Source organism: Neorhizobium sp. P1_A6, from assembly GCF_056406795.1.
In genome coordinates, this window is record NZ_JBFTZM010000017.1 from 1 (window position 1) to 19,195 (window position 19,195).

Genomic DNA, 19,195 nt, shown 5'->3' on the forward strand with positions numbered 1-19,195 from the left:
CTGTTGACTTCAAACTGGGGTCGGCACTATAACCCGCTCACTGAACGAGGGCGGCGGCGCTGCTGGCGACGACGACTTTCGTTCTACAGAAATCACTGATTGATTGGCGCATGCTGGTTGGGACCGAGTTTCGGTTTGGTCTCTTGGGGTGTTGCTGTTTCGAGAAGTTTTGACGGTTTGGCCCTTGGGTTTGGAAGCGTCGGTTATTTGACAATTGAAGATGAGAAGAAAGAGAAACGTGGTCGGCGGTTTTCGCGGGTGAAGCTTTCGGGCTTTGCTCATTGGAAGACAAATGACGGTCACGTTTTGAACAAGAGAACACCTGGTTAGGTGCGCAGTGATGCGGACCTGATCATAGTGAGTTCTCGTCGATTCAGAACAAGAGTGATTAGTCGGATTGGATTCTCAACTTGAGAGTTTGATCCTGGCTCAGAACGAACGCTGGCGGCAGGCTTAACACATGCAAGTCGAGCGCTGTAGCAATACAGAGCGGCAGACGGGTGAGTAACGCGTGGGAATCTACCCATCCCTACGGAACAACTCCGGGAAACTGGAGCTAATACCGTATACGCCCTTTGGGGGAAAGATTTATCGGGGATGGATGAGCCCGCGTTGGATTAGCTAGTTGGTGGGGTAAAGGCCTACCAAGGCGACGATCCATAGCTGGTCTGAGAGGATGATCAGCCACATTGGGACTGAGACACGGCCCAAACTCCTACGGGAGGCAGCAGTGGGGAATATTGGACAATGGGCGCAAGCCTGATCCAGCCATGCCGCGTGAGTGATGAAGGTCTTAGGATTGTAAAGCTCTTTCACCGGAGAAGATAATGACGGTATCCGGAGAAGAAGCCCCGGCTAACTTCGTGCCAGCAGCCGCGGTAATACGAAGGGGGCTAGCGTTGTTCGGAATTACTGGGCGTAAAGCGCACGTAGGCGGATATTTAAGTCAGGGGTGAAATCCCAGAGCTCAACTCTGGAACTGCCTTTGATACTGGGTATCTTGAGTATGGAAGAGGTAAGTGGAATTGCGAGTGTAGAGGTGAAATTCGTAGATATTCGCAGGAACACCAGTGGCGAAGGCGGCTTACTGGTCCATTACTGACGCTGAGGTGCGAAAGCGTGGGGAGCAAACAGGATTAGATACCCTGGTAGTCCACGCCGTAAACGATGAATGTTAGCCGTCGGCAAGTTTACTTGTCGGTGGCGCAGCTAACGCATTAAACATTCCGCCTGGGGAGTACGGTCGCAAGATTAAAACTCAAAGGAATTGACGGGGGCCCGCACAAGCGGTGGAGCATGTGGTTTAATTCGAAGCAACGCGCAGAACCTTACCAGCCCTTGACATGCCCGGACAGCTACAGAGATGTAGTGTTCCCTTCGGGGACCGGGACACAGGTGCTGCATGGCTGTCGTCAGCTCGTGTCGTGAGATGTTGGGTTAAGTCCCGCAACGAGCGCAACCCTCGCCCTTAGTTGCCAGCATTCAGTTGGGCACTCTAAGGGGACTGCCGGTGATAAGCCGAGAGGAAGGTGGGGATGACGTCAAGTCCTCATGGCCCTTACGGGCTGGGCTACACACGTGCTACAATGGTGGTGACAGTGGGCAGCGAAGGAGCGATCCCGAGCTAATCTCCAAAAGCCATCTCAGTTCGGATTGCACTCTGCAACTCGAGTGCATGAAGTTGGAATCGCTAGTAATCGCGGATCAGCACGCCGCGGTGAATACGTTCCCGGGCCTTGTACACACCGCCCGTCACACCATGGGAGTTGGTTTTACCCGAAGGTAGTGCGCTAACCGCAAGGAGGCAGCTAACCACGGTAGGGTCAGCGACTGGGGTGAAGTCGTAACAAGGTAGCCGTAGGGGAACCTGCGGCTGGATCACCTCCTTTCTAAGGAAGCTGTGGAACGGTAAGACGACCGGCTCGTGTCTTCGGACATGCCCCGGTATGAACCTTCCCGTGCTTTTTAGAACAATAGATGGCACCAGTCAGGTGACCATCGAAACGCAATACGCCACGGAATGCTTTAAGCATCGGATGGTATGGCGAACCCGCCGACTACGTTTCTCTTTCTTCAAGAAGACAAAAAACCGCACGACCGGTTTGACTGAATGGGCCCGTAGCTCAGTTGGTTAGAGCACACGCTTGATAAGCGTGGGGTCGGTAGTTCGAGTCTACCCGGGCCCACCATTTGTTGAAAAGCAGATGGCTTGGCGCCGCACGGGTGGCGAACACAGTTGAATGGCGCGCGGATTATGGTGTTGATGAACGGGCTTTGTGCTGACGCTGTCGGCTGCAAGCTGTTCCCAAGTGATTGGGGCTGTAGCTCAGCTGGGAGAGCACCTGCTTTGCAAGCAGGGGGTCAGCGGTTCGATCCCGCTCAGCTCCACCATATTTTGTCCTGACGCTGTCGCGGCCTTTGGCCGCTGCGCTCCGGACGGGCCGCCGAACGATCGGCGACGGCCTTTGGCCTGTATGGGTGAACCGGTTGTTGGTTTGCCGCCTTTGTCTTCTGAAGAAAAACAAGTTTGCACGACGCGATCTGCGTCTGTGCCTGTTCTGCAAAAATCGTGAAGAGAAGATTGATCTGGAGGCTTCCAGGTATGGGTTTAGGCCCATGTCCGAAGCCGGTTCCAATGATGTCGTTGATGGCCTAGCCGGCCGGATACGAAAGAGGGGCCGGAATAGGTAGGAAGCTTGTCACTCTGGTCGGTCGTTGTTGTCGTTTTGAGGGACTTGTCCTGAAGAATGGCTCTGATGACTTACTGATGGCCGTTGCCTGACCGCGCGGTCCTGGATCACATCTCGAGAAGCTGGTCTTAAAGACAGACTGCAAGCGAACTGCTCGGCGTAGTTCCATACAAGCAGATCTGTCGAACACGTCGATGGCATCATGAGAAGGGCTGGTTGTAAAAGGTAACCGGTCCGCCACGCATTGGGGAAACCTGATGGGTGGCTATATTGATGAGCATTGGCAATGAGAACGATTAAGTGTCGTAAGGGCATTTGGTGGATGCCTTGGCATGCACAGGCGAAGAAGGACGTGATACGCTGCGATAAGCCGTGGGGAGCTGCGAATGAGCTTTGATCCATGGATCTCCGAATGGGGCAACCCACCTTAGATATCTAGAAAATCTTTCTGGTTGTCGGACCTTTGGTCCGACGTTGCGGCGAACGATCGCCGACGCGCTCTGCGCTGTATTGGGAATTCCCATGCAGGCCAGAGGCCGTCGCCGGTCGTCCGGCGCGTCCACGCAGCGCCGCACGCAAGTGCGGAACAAGCGTGAGTGAAACCTGAAAGGTTTCTAGATATCAATAATAAGGTATCTTACCTTCGAATAAAATAGGGGTAAGAAGCGAACGCAGGGAACTGAAACATCTAAGTACCTGCAGGAAAGGACATCAACCGAGACTCCGTAAGTAGTGGCGAGCGAACACGGACCAGGCCAGTGGCAATCAGGAATAAAGCCGAACGCTTTGGAAAAGGCGGCCGTAGCGGGTGATAGCCCCGTAGGCGTAGAACACTGATTGTCCTAGAGTAGGGCGGGACACGTGAAATCCTGTCTGAACATGGGGAGACCACTCTCCAAGCCTAAGTACTCGTGCATGACCGATAGCGAACAAGTACCGTGAGGGAAAGGTGAAAAGCACCCCGACAAGGGGAGTGAAATAGAACCTGAAACCGGATGCCTACAAACAGTCGGAGGGGGCAACCCTGACGGCGTACCTTTTGTATAATGGGTCAACGACTTAGTGTAACTAGCAAGCTTAAGCCGGTAGGTGTAGGCGCAGCGAAAGCGAGTCTGAACAGGGCGTTCAGTTAGTTGCATTAGACCCGAAACCGAGTGATCTAGCCATGAGCAGGTTGAAGGTTGGGTAACACCAACTGGAGGACCGAACCCGCATCTGTTGCAATAGATTGGGATGACTTGTGGCTAGGGGTGAAAGGCCAATCAAACTCGGAAATAGCTGGTTCTCCGCGAAAACTATTTAGGTAGTGCGTCGATCGAATACCCCGGGGGGTAGAGCACTGGATGGGCTATGGGGACTCACCGTCTTACTGATCCTAACCAAACTCCGAATACCCGGGAGTACTAATCGGCAGACACACGGCGGGTGCTAACGTCCGTCGTGAAAAGGGAAACAACCCTGACCTCCAGCTAAGGTCCCCAAGTCATGGCTAAGTGGGAAAGGATGTGAGGATCCCAAAACAACCAGGATGTTGGCTTAGAAGCAGCCATCATTTAAAGAAAGCGTAACAGCTCACTGGTCTAATTAAGGGTCTTTGCGCCGAAAATGTAACGGGGCTAAAGCCATGCACCGAAGCTGAGGATGTACACGCAAGTGTATGTGGTAGCGGAGCGTTCCGTAAGCCTGTGAAGGAGGACCCGTGAGGGCCTCTGGAGGTATCGGAAGTGCGAATGTTGACATGAGTAACGATAAAGAGGGTGAGAGACCCTCTCGCCGAAAGACCAAGGGTTCCTGCTTAAAGTTAATCTGAGCAGGGTTAGCCGGCCCCTAAGCCGAGGCAGAAATGCGTAGGTGATGGGAACCACGTTAATATTCGTGGGCCTGGTGGTAGTGACGGATCGCAAAAATTGTTCAACCTTATTGGATTGGTTGGGCAGTGGGGCGGTTCCAGGAAATAGCTCCACCGTATAGACCGTACCCGAAACCGACACAGGTGGTCAGGTAGAGTATACCAAGGCGCTTGAGAGAACTATGTTGAAGGAACTCGGCAAATTGCACGCGTAACTTCGGAAGAAGCGTGACCCCATTTTGGGCAACCATAATGGGGTGGCACAGACCAGGGGGTAGCGACTGTTTATCAAAAACACAGGGCTCTGCGAAGTCTAAAGACGACGTATAGGGTCTGACGCCTGCCCGGTGCTGGAAGGTTAAGAGGAGAGGTGCAAGCTTTGAATCGAAGCCCCAGTAAACGGCGGCCGTAACTATAACGGTCCTAAGGTAGCGAAATTCCTTGTCGGGTAAGTTCCGACCTGCACGAATGGCGTAACGACTTCCCCGCTGTCTCCAACATAGACTCAGTGAAATTGAATTCCCCGTGAAGATGCGGGGTTCCTGCGGTCAGACGGAAAGACCCCGTGCACCTTTACTATAGCTTTACACTGGCATTCGTGTCGGCATGTGTAGGATAGGTGGTAGGCTTTGAAGCGGGGACGCCAGTCTTCGTGGAGCCATCCTTGAAATACCACCCTTATCGTCATGGATGTCTAACCGCGGTCCGTCATCCGGATCCGGGACAGTGTATGGTGGGTAGTTTGACTGGGGCGGTCGCCTCCGAAAGAGTAACGGAGGCGCGCGATGGTGGGCTCAGACCGGTCGGAAATCGGTCGTCGAGTGCAATGGCATAAGCCCGCCTGACTGCGAGACTGACAAGTCGAGCAGAGACGAAAGTCGGTCATAGTGATCCGGTGGTCCCGCGTGGAAGGGCCATCGCTCAACGGATAAAAGGTACGCCGGGGATAACAGGCTGATGACCCCCAAGAGTCCATATCGACGGGGTTGTTTGGCACCTCGATGTCGGCTCATCGCATCCTGGGGCTGGAGCAGGTCCCAAGGGTTTGGCTGTTCGCCAATTAAAGCGGTACGTGAGCTGGGTTCAGAACGTCGTGAGACAGTTCGGTCCCTATCTGCCGTGGGTGTAGGAATATTGACAGGATCTGTCCCTAGTACGAGAGGACCGGGATGGACATATCTCTGGTGGACCTGTTGTCCTGCCAAGGGCATAGCAGGGTAGCTATATATGGAATGGATAACCGCTGAAGGCATCTAAGCGGGAAACCAACCTGAAAACGAGTATTCCCTATCAGGGCCGTGGAAGACGACCACGTTGATAGGCCGGGTGTGGACGTGCAGCAATGCATGAAGCTTACCGGTACTAATCGCCCGATTGGCTTGATCGTTCTTGTTGCCTGTGCTCATCAAGCTTTGCTTGATGACACGCAACTTCTCTTGTCCTGGCGCGCTAGTCGCGCTGCGGACGGCCCGCGCTAAGCGGTATTTTGCCTGAAGGCAAAAACCGGAGCGCGACGGCCTCTGGCCTGTATGGGTGCCCAAAGCACCGGTGCAGAACCGAAGGCTCCATCTGACGTGTTCATAAGACTAATCACTATCGACTAGTCACTAATCACTCTTCACGAGTGAACCAGCTTCTCACAATGTTGCGCTTCGCTGACCTGGTGGTCATTGCGGGGCGGCCGCACCCGTTCCCATTCCGAACACGGCCGTGAAACGCCCCTGCGCCAATGGTACTCCGTCTCAAGACGCGGGAGAGTAGGTCGCTGCCAGGTCTGCCAAACGCAACATATCTTCTCATTACGAAACCTAACGGCCCTTGAAGCCGACCTCAAGGGCCGCCCACAAGCGGCCTTTCGTCGTTCAAGGGAAACTTGCAGTGCGTCCCTTACAGGAGACAAATCGCCTTCGGCAATTTGCTCCGGCAGAAGCGTAAACTGCTTTGYAGTTTACGCACCGCGACAAAACCCAAAGGGTTTTGCGCTTAACGCGGGGTGGAGCAGCCCGGTAGCTCGTCAGGCTCATAACCTGAAGGCCGCAGGTTCAAATCCTGCCCCCGCAACCAAATTCCCCAAACTCCCGAAGCAATCGCTCCGGGAGTTTTTTTGTTGTCGAGGGATATTGTACCGTTCCCAACCAGCCCTCGTCCTCCACGAGAAAACCCAGGACTCTCCGAATTCCCGGAGGAAACTTGCGTCCCAGGTCACCTGCAATCGTAGCCTCCGTCGGAAGCTCTCAGCTCACGCTTGAGGCTTGCCACCGTCTTCCAAGGCGGCCATGGCAATGGCCTGCCTGCGGGCGTCGCGGTAGCGGGAAAACTGCGTGTCGGCGATCACGCCGGCAAGGATGACGCTGCCCATGACGGCGAAATTCAGTGAAGAGGGGATGCCCAACAGATTGACGAGATTTTGCAGGACCTGAAGCAGGATCACGCCCAGCACGACGCCGATGATCGACCCCTCGCCGCCCCGCAGGGAGAAGCCGCCCAGGACAGCGGCGGCTATGCCGTACAGTTCGTAAAAATTCCCATGGGATGAAGGCTGGACGGAGCGGGTATACATGGCGAAAAACACCGCCGAAATGCCCGTCAGGAAAGCGCAAAGCACATAGGCTTGGATGATGACCCTGGCGGTGTCGATACCTGAAAAACTTGCAGCCTCGGGATTTTTGCCGACGGCAAAAAGATGCCGGCCGAGCACGGTCCGGTGCAGGAGAAACCAGGCGGCAACAGCTACCAGCAGGAACGCGACGACGGAATGCGGCACGCCGGCTGTGCGGCCCGCGATCAGATATTCCAGCATCGGAAAGTCGGACCCGAAGGTAAAGCCGGCCGTGCCATCCCTGGTGTAGAAGCGCGCGATGCCGCGATAGATCAAAAGCCCGCAGAGCGTGACGACGAAAGGCTGAAGCTTGAGGCGGGTTATCAGCCAGCCGTGCAGAAGGCCGATGGTGGCTGACAGCACCAGCACGATTGCAAGTGCGACCGGCCAGGGAACGCCGAAGCTGGCGATAAGATCGACAAAAATGACGCCTATCAACGCGATCACCGAGCCGATGGACAGTTCGATGCCCGCCGTGACGATGACGAAGGCCTCGGCAATGGAGAACAGCCCGAAGAGGCCGATCAAGTTTGCCGTGTTGGCCAGGTTGATCGGCGACAGGAATCGTGGATTCATCACGGCGACGATTGCACCGACGGTCATCACAAGCGTGGCTAATCCGATATCTTTTTTCTGCATGTTGCAGAGTTCCTATTCCACGGCCAGTTGGAGAATGGTCTCCTCGGTCAGTTGATCGCGCGCGAGCGTACCGGCGATGCGACCGCGGCACATGACGGCGACCCGATCGGATATCCCGATCACCTCTTCCATGTCCGACGAGATCATCAGCAGCGCTACGCCATCGGCGGCGAGCGCCTGCATCAGGCGGTAGACTTCCGCTTTAGCGCCGACATCGATACCGCGTGTGGGCTCGTCCAGAATGATGATCCTGGGCTTCATTGCCAGCCATTTGGCCAAGACCACCTTCTGCTGGTTGCCACCGGACATTTCTGCCGCCGCGCGACCAAGGCCTGCCGTCTTGATGTTCAGTTTGCGTCGCGATGCTTCAGCCAGGGCGGTCTCGGCGCCTGTATCGACAAATCCTACTCGCGACAGCGCGGCATGGCTCGGCATGGCGATGTTCTCGGTGATCGAGAAATCGAGAAAAAGGCCTTCCGTCTTGCGATCCTCCGGCACCAGGCAGAGGCCGGCGGCGATGGCGGCTGGAACGGAATGGCCGACGAGCCGCTGGCCCTCGATCTCCAGCACGCCCCCTTCGATGCGGTCTATGCCAAAAAGCGCGCGGGCAAGCTCCGTACGCCCCGCGCCGACGAGGCCCGTCAGGCACAGGATCTCGCCCGCGCGCAGGCAAAGGTCGAGCGGATGCTGCGGATAGGCCTTTGTGCGCAGCCCCTTCAATTCCAGCACCGGCCTGCCGGGGTCATGCTCTGCCTTTTCGTAGAACTGGCCGACATCGCGGCCGATCATCAACCGGATCATGGCGTCCTTGGTGATTTCGCCGCAACCGAGGGTTCCGGCATTGCGGCCGTCACGCAGCACCACGACGCGGCTCGCCACCTCCTCGATTTCAGCCAGGCGGTGGGTGATGAACAGCACCGCCACGCCGTCGGCGCTCAACTGCCTGATTACGTCAAGAAGACGCTTGGTCTCGGACAGGGTCAGGCTGGACGTGGGTTCGTCGAGAATGAGCAGGCGCAGATCGATCGAAAGCGCACGGGCGATTTCAAGCAATTGCTGGTCGGCCAGGGACAGGCCGGAGACAGCGTCATTCGGACCGAAACGAGTATCCAGCCTGGCGAGGATCGGCGCGACCTTGCGCTCCATGGCGGCCTGGTCGAGAAAGCCGAACATCCCGCGCCTGATCTCGCGCCCCAGAAGCACGTTTGCCGTCACATCGAGATTGGAAAACGGATTGAGTTCCTGGTGGACAAGGGCGATGCCGCGCTCGTGCACGCGCGCCGATGTCAGCGATGTCACTTCCTCGCCATCGATGACGATGTGGCCCTCGTCCGGAGCGATTGCGCCGCTTAGCACTTTCATCAGCGTGGATTTTCCCGCACCGTTTTCTCCAACCAGGCCGACCACCTCGCCGCCGCGAATGCTCAGCGAGACATTGTTGAGGGCGATTGCTCCCGGATAGACCTTGGTAATCCCCAGAAGGTCGAGCGATATGTCCTTTTGCCGATAGGCCGTCATCGAAACTCCCGGATGGCAGAAACGGATAGGTGCTGCACGAACCACGGGAGTTCGTGCAGCAGGACCGTTTTAGAGACGACTTCTATTTCCCCACGCGCGCCTTCAATTCGGCGGCGAAGGCATCGACATTGCCTTTGTCGATCTTCTTGGTCGGCACGATGATCAGGCCGTTTGCCGGTACCTGCGACTTGTCGCCCTTCAGGTAGGCGGCCATCAGCTTCATGCCCTGGTATCCCCATTGGTAGGGATCCTGGACCACCGTTCCGGCGAATTTGCCTTCCCTCACCGCGCCGAGGGTGACGGGATCTTCGTCGAAGGCGATGACCTGGATTTTTCCCAGCTTGCCGGCCGCCTGCAGCGCTTCGTAGATCTTGGGCGGATTATAGGAATAGAAGCCGACCATGCAGGTGATGTCAGGGCTGGCGGCCAGCACATCATCGACATTCGACCGGGCGCGGGCGAAATCGACGTCGTCGCCACGCACATCGACCAGTTCTATGCCGGATCCTTTAACCGCCTTGCGGAAGCCTGCGATCCGTTCGACGGCATTGTCGGCTCCCAGGAAGCCGACGAAGCCCATGCATTTTCCGCCCTTGGGCATGGCCGCCCGCGCGATCTCGCCGGCCTGGACCCCGGCATCCGTATTGGACGAACCGAGATAGGCGATGCGCTTGCTGGCGGGCGCATCGCTATCGGTCGTGAACAGCGGCACCTGGGCCGCGATCCTGTTAAAGGCGCCGATCGAGTTTTTCGGATCGGCCGACGAGATCATGATCGCATCTGCCCCGGCGGCGACCAGGTCGTCCATCAGGGCATTCTGCAGGGCGGCGGTCCCCTGGGCCGGGTAACGGAACTGCAGGTCGTAACCGGGCAATTCGGCCTGGGCCGCCTTCACGCCAGCCTCTGCCAGTTTCCAGAAATCGGACGCGGCGTTGACGACAAAGGCGAGCGCCGGCTTGTCCTCGGCAAGTGACGGGCTGGCGGCAAGCACCAGGCCTGCGGCAAGCATCAGTGAATTGAGACGTTTCATGTTGTTCCTCCCCGCGACCCATTCCTCAAAGGTCGCGCTAAACACGGTTTCACATCTGGTGGCTTAGTAATATTATTACTAATAACTCGCATCCTGCCAAAGGGGCCGGGAGACGAACCGGCACCTCCCTGGCAGGGATCCGCACTAGTTCTTGGCGCAGAAACCCGGATCGTCGAGGTTGCAGACGTCAAGGCCGGTAAACAGCGGATCGGCCACTTTCTCGCCCTTGATCAGCTTGATCATGACGTCAGGCGCCTTGTAGCCCATCTCGAAGGGGCGCTGTCCGACCTGCGAATGGCTGCGACCTTCGCGGAAGGCCTTGGTCTGCGGCGGCAGCRTATCGCCGGCGATGATGATCAACTCCTTGCTCTTGAGCTTGGGCATCACCTGGTCCGTGACCTGCGCATAGGCCTGCGGGGCAAACTGCGCCCAGCCGCCGACAAGGATGAAGGCGTCCAGTGTGGGATTTGCAGTGAACACATCCGACATCTGCTGGTTAGCAAGGTCTGCCTGGTCATTGGTGTAAACCGGGCACCCTCCGATTTCCTTCCAACCGCCCTGTCCGGTCAGGCGATCGATGTTCTTGGCGCCGCCGATGGTGTCGCGGAAGCCCTGGGCGCGGGCATTGATATTGGCGGCGGCCACGTTGCCGAGTTGCAGGCAGACCGATCCGCCCTTCGGCTTCAGCTTCATGGCCTGCTCGGCCATCTTCACACCCATCAGGTAGTTGTCGGTGCCCAGATAGGTCTTGCGCAGAGCATGGTCCTTATCGAGAAAGTCCGCATCGACAGTCATGACCGGAATGGACGGGGCGATGGCCTTGATGCGGGTCGCCATGGCCGGCGCGTTCGAGGGCGAAATGGCGATGGCCGCAACGCCTTTCGTCAGCAGGTCGTCGACGATCTGGACCTCGCCGGCCTCGTCCGCCGATGAGGCCGGGCCGGTATAGAGGCATTCATATTCGCTACTCGCATTCTCCGACTTCCACTTCTTGCAGCCGAGATTGATCTGCTCGAAGAACGGATTGTCGAGACCCTTGACGACGATCGCCAAGGTCTTTTTGACTTGCGCTGCGGCCGGCGCCGCGGCAAGCGCCGCAACTGCCATGGCCGCCATTGCCAATATATTGATTTTCATTTTCTTTCCTCCTCCTCTTACACCGGTCGAGGCCTCATGCCTCAGCCGGGATACCAGACAATGCGCGGGTCGTTGTCCGCGCGCTCGTAGCGCCATGCGCGATCGATCATCTGCTCCAGATCGACCTGCGGTGCCCAGCCAAGCAGCATCCTTGCTTTGGAATTATCGAGCCAATTGCTGTGAAACGGGGTGTCGATCTCGATCGGCCGTAATCCATGCCGCGCCGCCAAACGGGCGCCGAGATCGCCGTAATCCACTGGCTGGTCCATTGAAATGTTGAAGAGTTGGCCGGTGGCGTGCGGGTTGTCGATAGCAGCCAGGATCGCGCCGACCAGATCGTCGACATGGACGAAATTGCGCCTGAGGTAGCCGCCCCCGGCGTCGCGCATGACGGGCGCATAGCCGCCCTTGCGGCACTGTTCGAGCGCATCTGCGTCGATCAGTTCCGACCAGCTTGGGCCACCGAACTGGTCGTCGCCCAGGGCAAGCGCGAAGCGGAAGTCATCCTTTTCCATGATCCAGGGCGCCCGCAGGGTCGTCCAATTCACCCCATACTGAATGCCGAACTGCTCCAGCATCACCTCCTCCAGAGTTTTGGTCAGGGCATAGCAGCCCTTGTAGGCGCGGCGCGCCGAGGTTTCCGTGATCGGCTCGTCGTAGCGCTGGAAGATATGGCCCACGGTGCAATCGCCACTGAGAAGGATGAACTGCCGGGCGGTATCGGATTTGCGGAACGCGTCGAGTAGCAGGAAAAGGCCCTTCAGCGCGACATCGAAGATCTGTTCCGGCGTCTCCTTGACGGCGGCCATGTGGATCACATGGCTTACCCCCTGCAGGGCTCCGGCGACCACGGCGGGATCCGACATGGAACCGGCGACGACGGACAGGCGGTCTGCAGGCATGACGGTCCTGTTGTTGCAAAGCGCCGCCACCTCCCAATCCGCGAAACGGAGATCAGACAGGAACGCCGGCAGGAAAGCCTGTCCTACCTTCCCTGTGGCGCCTGTAACCAGCAGTTTCATGTCGCACTCCCCTGCAACATTCCTGTGTGGCGGATTTTGTTTACTAATAATATTAAGTCAAGTAATTAGTTATTAAATGCGCAAAACGGGAACGCCGGCGGGGCAAAGAGCCGCCTGCGGGCGCGCCAGGAAACCATCGCGGGGGAGGAGAACCACGTGTCGCGACTTGTCTTTTCAGGAATTTCGAAAAACTTTGGGGCCATCCAGGCACTCAGCGACGTGTCGCTGTCCATCGAACCGGGAGAAGTGCTGGGACTGATGGGTGACAACGGCGCGGGCAAGTCCACGCTGGTCAAGATCATCGCCGGCAATTTCCGCCCGTCTACCGGCGAACTCAGCATCGATGGAAAATCTGTCGTCTTTCACAAGCCGATCGATGCGCAGCGCGAGGGGGTGGAGATGGTCTATCAGGACCTCGCGCTTGCCGACAATCTCTCGGCCGCCTCAAACGTCTTTTTGGGCAGGGAGCCGCTGCGCCGGTTCGGGCCGATCCGATACATCGATTTCAAGCGGATGAACACGGTCTCTGCCAACCTGTTCAAGCAGCTCAAGTCCGAAACCCGCCCGCGGCAGCTCGTGCGGCGCATGTCCGGGGGGCAGCGCCAGGCGGTCGCGATCGCCCGCACGCTGCTGTCGGAACCGAAGATCGTGATGATGGACGAACCGACGGCGGCCATCTCGGTACGCCAGGTGGCCGAAGTGCTCGACCTGATCCGCCGCCTGCGCGACCGCGGCATCAGCGTGATCCTGATCAGCCATCGGATGCCGGACATCTTCAGCGTGTCCGACAATATCGCCGTCCTGCGCCGCGGGCGCTTGGTCTGTCGAAAACCGGTGGGCGCCTCGTCGCCCGAGGAAGTGACCGGACTGATCACCGGCGCCATCGATGCCGCCTAGGAGAAAAATTGCCATGACGACACTCGACGACATCATCAACAATTCCCGGCACGACAGCTGGTTTGCCCGACTGAAGAACCTGCAGGTCTTCTGGGTCTTCATAGCGGCCGTGCTGGCATGCCTGGCCCTGTCGCTGATGACCGATGCGTTCACCAGCGACCGCAATCTCTTTAATGTCGCCCGAAATTTCGCCTTCGTGGCGGTCATTGCCATCGGCATGACGGCCGTGATCGCATCGGGCGGCATCGACCTGTCCGTCGGCTCGAGCGTGGTGCTGAGCGCCATGGTGATAAGTGTGGCCATGGCCAGCGGCATGGGCTTCTGGCTGTCTGCCGGTCTTGCGTTGGGTGCCGCCCTGCTGATCGGCCTGTTCAACGGCATCCTGATCGCCTATGCCGGTATGCCGGCCTTTGTCGTGACGCTCGGGAGCCTGTCGGCCGCCCGGTCCCTGGCGATGGTGCTTTCGGACAACAAGATGATCTGGGAGTTCGGTCCCGATCACGACCTGCTGCTGTGGATCGGCGGCGGCTCGACACTCGGGCTTCCCCATCCACTATATGTGCTGTGTGTGCTGGCCGTGGTCATGTCGCTGGTGTTTCGCTGGACGAGGTGGGGCCAGCATCTTTTCGCCATCGGCGGCAACGAGAACGCAGCTGTGCTGGCCGGCATTCCGGTGCGGCGTCTGAAAGTCAGCATCTACATGTTCTCGGCCATGACCGCCGGGCTGGCCGGCATCCTGATGGCCGGCTGGCTGGGAAGCGTCACGACCAATCTCGGACAGGGAATGGAACTGACCGTGATTGCCGCCGCCGTAATCGGCGGCGCCAACCTGGCGGGCGGGGAGGGCAATGCGCTTGGCGCGGTGGTCGGCGCATTGTTGATAGAGGTAATTCGCAACTCCCTGATCCTGTTGGGCATCTCGACTTTCTGGCAAGGAATGTTCATAGGTACGTTCATAATCGTTGCTGTGGCATTCGACCGATTCCGGAATATGCGGCGATAGGTGGAAAACCTTGCGGTGTTGTGGCAAGCGACATGGAGAACGCCTTGAAACCAACCATGATGGATGTCGCGGCGCGAGCAAGTGTGTCACAGGCAACCGTTTCCCTGATCCTCAACGGCAGTGCCGGCGCCCGCTTCAGCGAAGCCACGCGCAAGAAGGTGATGGATGCGGTTCAGGAGCTCGGCTACAGGCTCCCCAACAGGTCGCCGTCTGGCGACCTGTCCGACAGCAGGGTCATCTGCTTCATCACGGACGAGCTGACAACCGATCCCTGGATGGCGCTCGCTTTCGAGGGCGCGCGGGAAAAGGCGCTCGAATTCGGCATTATCGTCACGCTCGGAATTTTTCGCGCGGGCGAGGACCCCGACGAGGACGTGTTTTCGCTGTGTCGGCAGCAGCCCTTGCTGGGCTATATCTTCGGCACCATCCTGACCCGCAAGATCGACCCGCCGGCGGCCCTGTTCACTGTGCCCTCGGTGCTCGTCAATTGCTACGACCAGGACAGGCGACTGCCCTCCATCGTGCCGGGAGACGTCGCCGGTGGCCGCGCCGCCACGGAGCGGCTGATCCGCGCCGGCCGCAGCCGGGTCGCCTTGATCAACGGCCAGGAGGGTCTCGACAATCCGCGTGACCGGTTGCGCGGCTACAAGCAGGCGCTGGCCAGCAACGACTTCACCTTCGACCCGCAACTGGTGCGCTACGGAAATTGGGAGCCGTCATCAGGCTATAGCGAAACCCACCTGCTGATGGACCTGCCCAATCCTCCTGACGCCATCTTCTGTGCCAACGATCTGATGGCGCTGGGGTGCGTCGAGGCGCTCAAGGAGCGGGGGAAGTCCGTCCCGAAGGACGTCTCCGTGATCGGGTTCGACAATCGCGACATCGCCCAGTTCATCCGTCCGCCGCTGACGACCCTGCACCTGCCGCTGTTCGAGATGGGTGCCATGGCCGTGGAAATGATCCACGACATCGCCGGCGGCCTGAAAAGCAGTCATGACCAGCTGAAGGTCGAATGCGCCCTCGTCGAGCGTGAATCTGTCTAATCGACCGCGGGATACAGTCCTATTCGGCAGTGTCATGGTGTCGACCAGCGATACGGCTGTCCACTTACGGTCAGGCGAACTCAGGCGACTACTGCTGGACGTCGGCATTGACCGCGGAGAGCTTTATGCCGTTTACGCCAGCTACCGCCATGTGCCAGCTTCTCTACGGGCCTTCCTTGATTTTGTGGTGAAGAAGTCCAAGGTCAGGCAGGATTGAGACAGACAACGCGCTGCGCAGGCGACCGGTCACCGCACCCGCCGTCTGCCGCTATTCCCGCGGGGGACAATCTGACGCTCTATCAGCTGCCCGGCGTCGCTTCGGCAGCAACAACAGCCAACACCTTCCAGACCTTGTCGATGACGGCGCGGCGCGGCCGGCGCCGGGCGATCGCCGAGAGAGAGAAGGCCGGCAACCTGCCATCAGTTATCGACGCATAACGTACGCCTTCGAACGAAAGCACCTGTGTCGATCGCGGCAGAAGTGCGGCCCCGAGGCCAGCCGAGACCAGCGACAGCATGGTGAGGGCCCGCGTTGCCTCCTGGACGATCTGCGGCTCCTGGCCAGCCGCGGCAAAAGCATCCAGGATCCGCGCATGTGTCGCCGGCCCCTGTTCCTTTGGAAAAAGCACAAGCCCGCGCGCCGCGAGCTCACCAAGGGTCACCCTATCCGGGTCGCCGTCCTTCGGCAGCACGGCGATAAGCTCCTCATCCGGAAACGTCAGGATATCGAGACGTTCGCCTGTGCCGAACGGCGGATGGGTAAAGCCGATATCCAGATCGCCTTCCGAGATCGCCGCGAGCTGCTCATTGCTGCTGAGCTCGAACAGATGCGGCCGCACCCCCGGGAGTTCATCCCTCAACCGGCGCAGCAGCCGCGGCAGATGCCGGTAGAGCGCGGCCGAGACGAAACCGAGGCGGAGTTCACCCGCCTCGCCGTCCGCTGCCTCGCGCGCCAGCGCCATGGCGGCGTCCGCATGCCGCAGTGCCGCGCGCGCATCGTCGAGAAAAACCCGGCCGGYGTCGGAAAGAATTAGCCTTCGGTTGATGCGTAGGAAGAGCTTGACGGCGAGTTCCTTCTCCAGCCGGGCAATCGATTGGCTGAGCGGCGGTTGCGCCATGCCCAGCCGCCCGGCGGCGCGGCCCATATGCAGCTCTTCCGCGACGGCGAGGAAATGTCTAATGTGCCGGAGTTCCATATCGCGATAATATCAAAAAGCCTCATGCGCGTCATCGATTCCGGATCCGTCTCGTCCAAATATGGCCGTGAAATAAAACGGAAGGAATTCAGCCATGAACATCATGTTCTCATCTGACGTGATCGTCACCCTTGCCCTTGCCGGGATTATCGGCACTGCCGCTTCGGCGGACATAGAGCGCACCGATCGCTTCGTCGAGCTTGCCGGCGGCGAGCGGCTGCTCGTCCGGGAGGTCAAGCGCCGAGTGGAAGTTCCCGGGAGATCAGCGGTACTGCTTGTGCATGGCGCGCGCGTTCCCGGGCTCGCCTCCTTCGATCTGCCGGCCGAAGGCGGATCGCTCGCTGCCGATCTCGCAGCGGAAGGCCACAAGATCTACATTCTCGACCTCAGGGGGTATGGCGCATCGAGCCGGCCGCCGGGTATGGATGGGCCGCCGGAAGGCGGCGCACCGCTTGCCCGCACGGCCGATGCGGTTGCCGATATCGGTGCCGCGGTGGATGCCATATCCGGATGGAGTGGCGATGATCGGGTGTCGTTGGTCGGCTGGGCCACAGGCGGCCACTGGATCGGCGCCTATGCGAGCGAAAACCCGAAAAAGGTCAAGCGTGCCATTCTCTACAACACGCTCTACGGAGGGTCCGACGAGCATCCGACACTGGGACGCGGTTCGCCGCTTGACGACAAGGAAAGTCCTGGAACCTTCGATACGGCTGCTTTCGGTGCCTACCGTCTGAACACCCGGGAGAGCCTGTTTACCGCCTGGGACAAGAGCATTCCCGCCGCAGACAAGTCGCAGTGGCGGGACCCGTCGGTGGCAAAGGCCTATGGCGATGCCGCGCTCGCTTCGGACCCAACGACGTCGGCGCGCAATCCGCCGAGCTTTCGGGCTCCGAGCGGTGCAATGGCCGATAGTTTCGAACTCGCGCTCGATCGCCGGCAATGGGACGCGTCAGCGCTGTCGATGCCTGTGCTGGTGATCCGGTCCCAGTTGGATTTCTGGAGCAGATCAGCAGATGCCGAAACCATCGCCAGGGAAGCGCCCAATGCGCAACTTGTCACCATTCCGAATGCCACGCACTTCGTGCATCTCGACCGCGACAAAGCCGGACGGGCGGCCTTCATGTCGGCGCTCCTGCGCTTCCTGAGGACGTGATGCTGCTTTCGATCGCAGAACTGCGCCAGACCGTCTGAAACTCTCACAGTGAGATCACCAGGAAGTGTAATTGGAACCGATCTTGAGCAATAATTTTTTTTGGGCCTCGCAGGAGAGAGCGGGCGAACAACGTTCGCCCGTTCCGAGATCATTTCGTGATGGTCTTGCCGTTCGGCAATTCTACGCCAACGACGTCATCGACGCGGCCGGCACCGGTCTCGACACCCTCGGCCGAACCAACATTCATGTTGGAGGAGTTGGTATTCGAGGTGATGGCATTGGAAGTGATGGCGTTGGAGGTTATCGCATTGCTCACGGTTTCCGCGGATGCAGGAATTGCGGCGGCAGTGAAAAGCGCGATAAGCGCGAGTTGGCGGATTTTCATGATCATTTCCTTTTGTCTGAAGGGAACCGAGGACAATCCAGCGGTTTCAAAATTCCTGCGCTTCAAAATTTTCAAGGACAGGAAACGGTTTTCGGCTAGCGGGAGCGGTTGAAAAGCAACGCCTTACCGAACAGCCCGGCTCCGGCATTCTGTCGTGTGCAAGGCGTGCCGAGGCGGTCGGCGAGGCGAGGGCAGGAGCGGCTCAGGCCGTCGAGCGTCATCCTTTCGGGGACCCGGGTATGCGCTACGCAGACGGCCCCCGTGGAACTCCATGCCGCTTCAAAGCTCAACTCATCGCTGCCGGAACTCTCGGCTTCGCGCTGGATGCCGCGATCGTCGTAAATGTCGATCTTCATGCCGGTTCGGGTCGTCGCGTGGTCGCCGCAATAGTCGGCACGGACCATATTGACGCAGGCGCGGTGGTACTCCGCCAGATCCATACCGTCTGACAGGGTTTTCCAGGGCTTATAACCGAAGCGGACGCATTTCCCCTGGGCTCCGGCCGAACATGTAAGGGTGAAGCCGGATCGCGAAGTCATTTTTCCCTCTCCGTTCCACTGCCCCTTGAGCGGAAACATCCAGCGATTTCCATCGGGATCGGCATCGCAGAGCTCCGCCGGTATCGCGCCGTCAACAACGGTGACCTTGTGCAGCAACACCTCGCCCTCGGGATCGCGACTGTCGGTCACGATGTCATCGATGCGAACACGATGGGCAACAGGGTCGCCGGACAGGAGCAGCGACAGGGTAGCGCCGATCAATTCTTTGCCCTGAAGAACTCTGCCGCTCGAAAAGGTAAGCCGGAAGGCGGTTCCCACCACGTCGGTTTTCTCGATCCGCTCCGGCAGTGACACCGTTGCCGCAGCCGGCAACGAAGAGCTTGCAACGGCGGCGCAACAGATGAGGGCCAAGGCAACCAGTTTGGTAAATGCACATGGTCCGATCATCTCGACCACACGATCAGGAGGAATGCGGCAACGGCTTTCGCGCGTCGTCGCCATGGGTTTGCTCCGTCGTCAACGACGACAAGGCGC

General features: G+C 58.9%; 12 protein-coding genes, 3 tRNA genes and 3 rRNA genes. 10 read left to right on the plus strand and 8 right to left on the minus strand.

What is annotated here, in order from left to right:
- Positions 1 to 406: 406 nt before the first annotated feature.
- From AC1D3C_RS25260 to AC1D3C_RS25285, 6 genes are all read left to right on the plus strand, one after another.
- Positions 407 to 1,889 (plus strand): 16S ribosomal RNA (locus AC1D3C_RS25260).
- Between the two features lie 223 nt (positions 1,890 to 2,112).
- A tRNA-Ile gene (locus AC1D3C_RS25265) sits at positions 2,113 to 2,189 on the plus strand.
- A gap of 126 nt (positions 2,190 to 2,315) precedes the next feature.
- Positions 2,316 to 2,391, plus strand: a tRNA-Ala gene (locus AC1D3C_RS25270).
- A 593-nt stretch (positions 2,392 to 2,984) separates the two neighbouring features.
- Positions 2,985 to 5,926, plus strand: a 23S ribosomal RNA gene (locus AC1D3C_RS25275).
- 272 nt (positions 5,927 to 6,198) lie between these two features.
- Positions 6,199 to 6,313, plus strand: a 5S ribosomal RNA gene (gene rrf / locus AC1D3C_RS25280).
- Together the 16S, 23S and 5S rRNA genes with 3 tRNA genes alongside form the textbook arrangement of a ribosomal RNA operon.
- 213 nt (positions 6,314 to 6,526) lie before the next feature.
- Positions 6,527 to 6,603: transfer RNA gene (locus AC1D3C_RS25285), tRNA-Met, on the plus strand.
- 175 nt (positions 6,604 to 6,778) lie between these two features.
- Here the strand turns inward: AC1D3C_RS25285 and AC1D3C_RS25290 are convergent.
- From AC1D3C_RS25290 to AC1D3C_RS25310, 5 genes are all read right to left on the minus strand, one after another.
- Positions 6,779 to 7,777, minus strand: coding sequence for an ABC transporter permease (locus AC1D3C_RS25290; protein WP_477484809.1), 999 nt, complete (start codon positions 7,775 to 7,777; stop codon positions 6,779 to 6,781).
- A 12-nt stretch (positions 7,778 to 7,789) separates the two neighbouring features.
- The gene (locus AC1D3C_RS25295) at positions 7,790 to 9,295 is read right to left on the minus strand and encodes a sugar ABC transporter ATP-binding protein (protein WP_477484810.1); all 1,506 of its coding nucleotides are present in this window, start codon (positions 9,293 to 9,295) and stop codon (positions 7,790 to 7,792) included.
- An 82-nt stretch (positions 9,296 to 9,377) separates the two neighbouring features.
- On the minus strand, positions 9,378 to 10,325 hold the full coding sequence (locus AC1D3C_RS25300) for a sugar-binding protein (protein WP_038547047.1): 948 nt from the start codon (positions 10,323 to 10,325) through the stop codon (positions 9,378 to 9,380).
- A gap of 144 nt (positions 10,326 to 10,469) precedes the next feature.
- Entirely contained in the window at positions 10,470 to 11,462 is a 993-nt protein-coding gene (locus tag AC1D3C_RS25305) for a substrate-binding domain-containing protein (protein WP_477484811.1), read from the minus strand.
- A 41-nt stretch (positions 11,463 to 11,503) separates the two neighbouring features.
- On the minus strand, positions 11,504 to 12,484 hold the full coding sequence (locus tag AC1D3C_RS25310) for an NAD-dependent epimerase/dehydratase family protein (RefSeq protein ID WP_477484812.1): 981 nt from the start codon (positions 12,482 to 12,484) through the stop codon (positions 11,504 to 11,506).
- A gap of 156 nt (positions 12,485 to 12,640) precedes the next feature.
- Here AC1D3C_RS25310 and AC1D3C_RS25315 point away from each other — a divergent pair, with 156 nt between their 5' ends.
- From AC1D3C_RS25315 to AC1D3C_RS25325, 3 genes are read left to right on the plus strand one after another with little or no spacing between them, the layout of a single operon-like run.
- A complete protein-coding gene (locus tag AC1D3C_RS25315) occupies positions 12,641 to 13,381 on the plus strand; it encodes an ATP-binding cassette domain-containing protein (RefSeq protein ID WP_038547041.1) in 741 nt (246 codons plus the stop codon).
- 13 nt (positions 13,382 to 13,394) lie between these two features.
- Complete coding sequence (locus tag AC1D3C_RS25320; protein ID WP_038547039.1) at positions 13,395 to 14,384, plus strand: ABC transporter permease; 990 nt, start codon at positions 13,395 to 13,397, stop codon at positions 14,382 to 14,384.
- A gap of 44 nt (positions 14,385 to 14,428) precedes the next feature.
- The gene (locus AC1D3C_RS25325; RefSeq protein WP_244447450.1) at positions 14,429 to 15,427 is read left to right on the plus strand and encodes a LacI family DNA-binding transcriptional regulator; all 999 of its coding nucleotides are present in this window, start codon (positions 14,429 to 14,431) and stop codon (positions 15,425 to 15,427) included.
- 299 nt (positions 15,428 to 15,726) lie between these two features.
- Here the strand turns inward: AC1D3C_RS25325 and AC1D3C_RS25330 are convergent, their stop codons facing one another.
- Entirely contained in the window at positions 15,727 to 16,623 is an 897-nt protein-coding gene (locus AC1D3C_RS25330) for a LysR substrate-binding domain-containing protein (protein ID WP_477484813.1), read from the minus strand.
- A gap of 103 nt (positions 16,624 to 16,726) precedes the next feature.
- On the opposite strand from AC1D3C_RS25330, the gene AC1D3C_RS25335 reads away from it, so the two are divergent.
- Positions 16,727 to 17,776 carry an alpha/beta fold hydrolase gene (locus AC1D3C_RS25335; RefSeq protein ID WP_477484864.1) on the plus strand — a complete coding sequence of 350 codons (1,050 nt, stop codon included), beginning with the start codon at positions 16,727 to 16,729 and terminating at the stop codon, positions 17,774 to 17,776.
- Between the two features lie 148 nt (positions 17,777 to 17,924).
- Here the strand turns inward: AC1D3C_RS25335 and AC1D3C_RS25340 are convergent, their stop codons facing one another.
- Both AC1D3C_RS25340 and AC1D3C_RS25345 read right to left on the minus strand, forming a co-directional pair.
- A complete protein-coding gene (locus tag AC1D3C_RS25340) occupies positions 17,925 to 18,161 on the minus strand; it encodes a hypothetical protein (protein WP_477484814.1) in 237 nt (78 codons plus the stop codon).
- 95 nt (positions 18,162 to 18,256) lie between these two features.
- Complete coding sequence (locus AC1D3C_RS25345) at positions 18,257 to 19,162, minus strand: ADYC domain-containing protein (protein WP_477484815.1); 906 nt, start codon at positions 19,160 to 19,162, stop codon at positions 18,257 to 18,259.
- Between the last annotated feature and the right edge of the window lie 33 nt (positions 19,163 to 19,195).

Bases quoted from the DNA above. Each gene is read 5' to 3' on its own strand.
- AC1D3C_RS25290 (WP_477484809.1), bottom strand. From the start codon at position 7,777: ATGCAGAAAAAAGATATCGGATTAGCCACGCTTGTGATGACCGTCGGT.
- AC1D3C_RS25295 (WP_477484810.1), bottom strand. From the start codon at position 9,295: ATGACGGCCTATCGGCAAAAGGACATATCGCTCGACCTTCTGGGGATT.
- AC1D3C_RS25300 (WP_038547047.1), bottom strand. From the start codon at position 10,325: ATGAAACGTCTCAATTCACTGATGCTTGCCGCAGGCCTGGTGCTTGCC.
- AC1D3C_RS25310 (WP_477484812.1), bottom strand. From the start codon at position 12,484: ATGAAACTGCTGGTTACAGGCGCCACAGGGAAGGTAGGACAGGCTTTC.
- AC1D3C_RS25320 (WP_038547039.1), top strand. From the start codon at position 13,395: ATGACGACACTCGACGACATCATCAACAATTCCCGGCACGACAGCTGG.
- AC1D3C_RS25335 (WP_477484864.1), top strand. From the start codon at position 16,727: ATGTTCTCATCTGACGTGATCGTCACCCTTGCCCTTGCCGGGATTATC.
- AC1D3C_RS25340 (WP_477484814.1), bottom strand. From the start codon at position 18,161: ATGAAAATCCGCCAACTCGCGCTTATCGCGCTTTTCACTGCCGCCGCA.
- AC1D3C_RS25345 (WP_477484815.1), bottom strand. From the start codon at position 19,162: ATGGCGACGACGCGCGAAAGCCGTTGCCGCATTCCTCCTGATCGTGTG.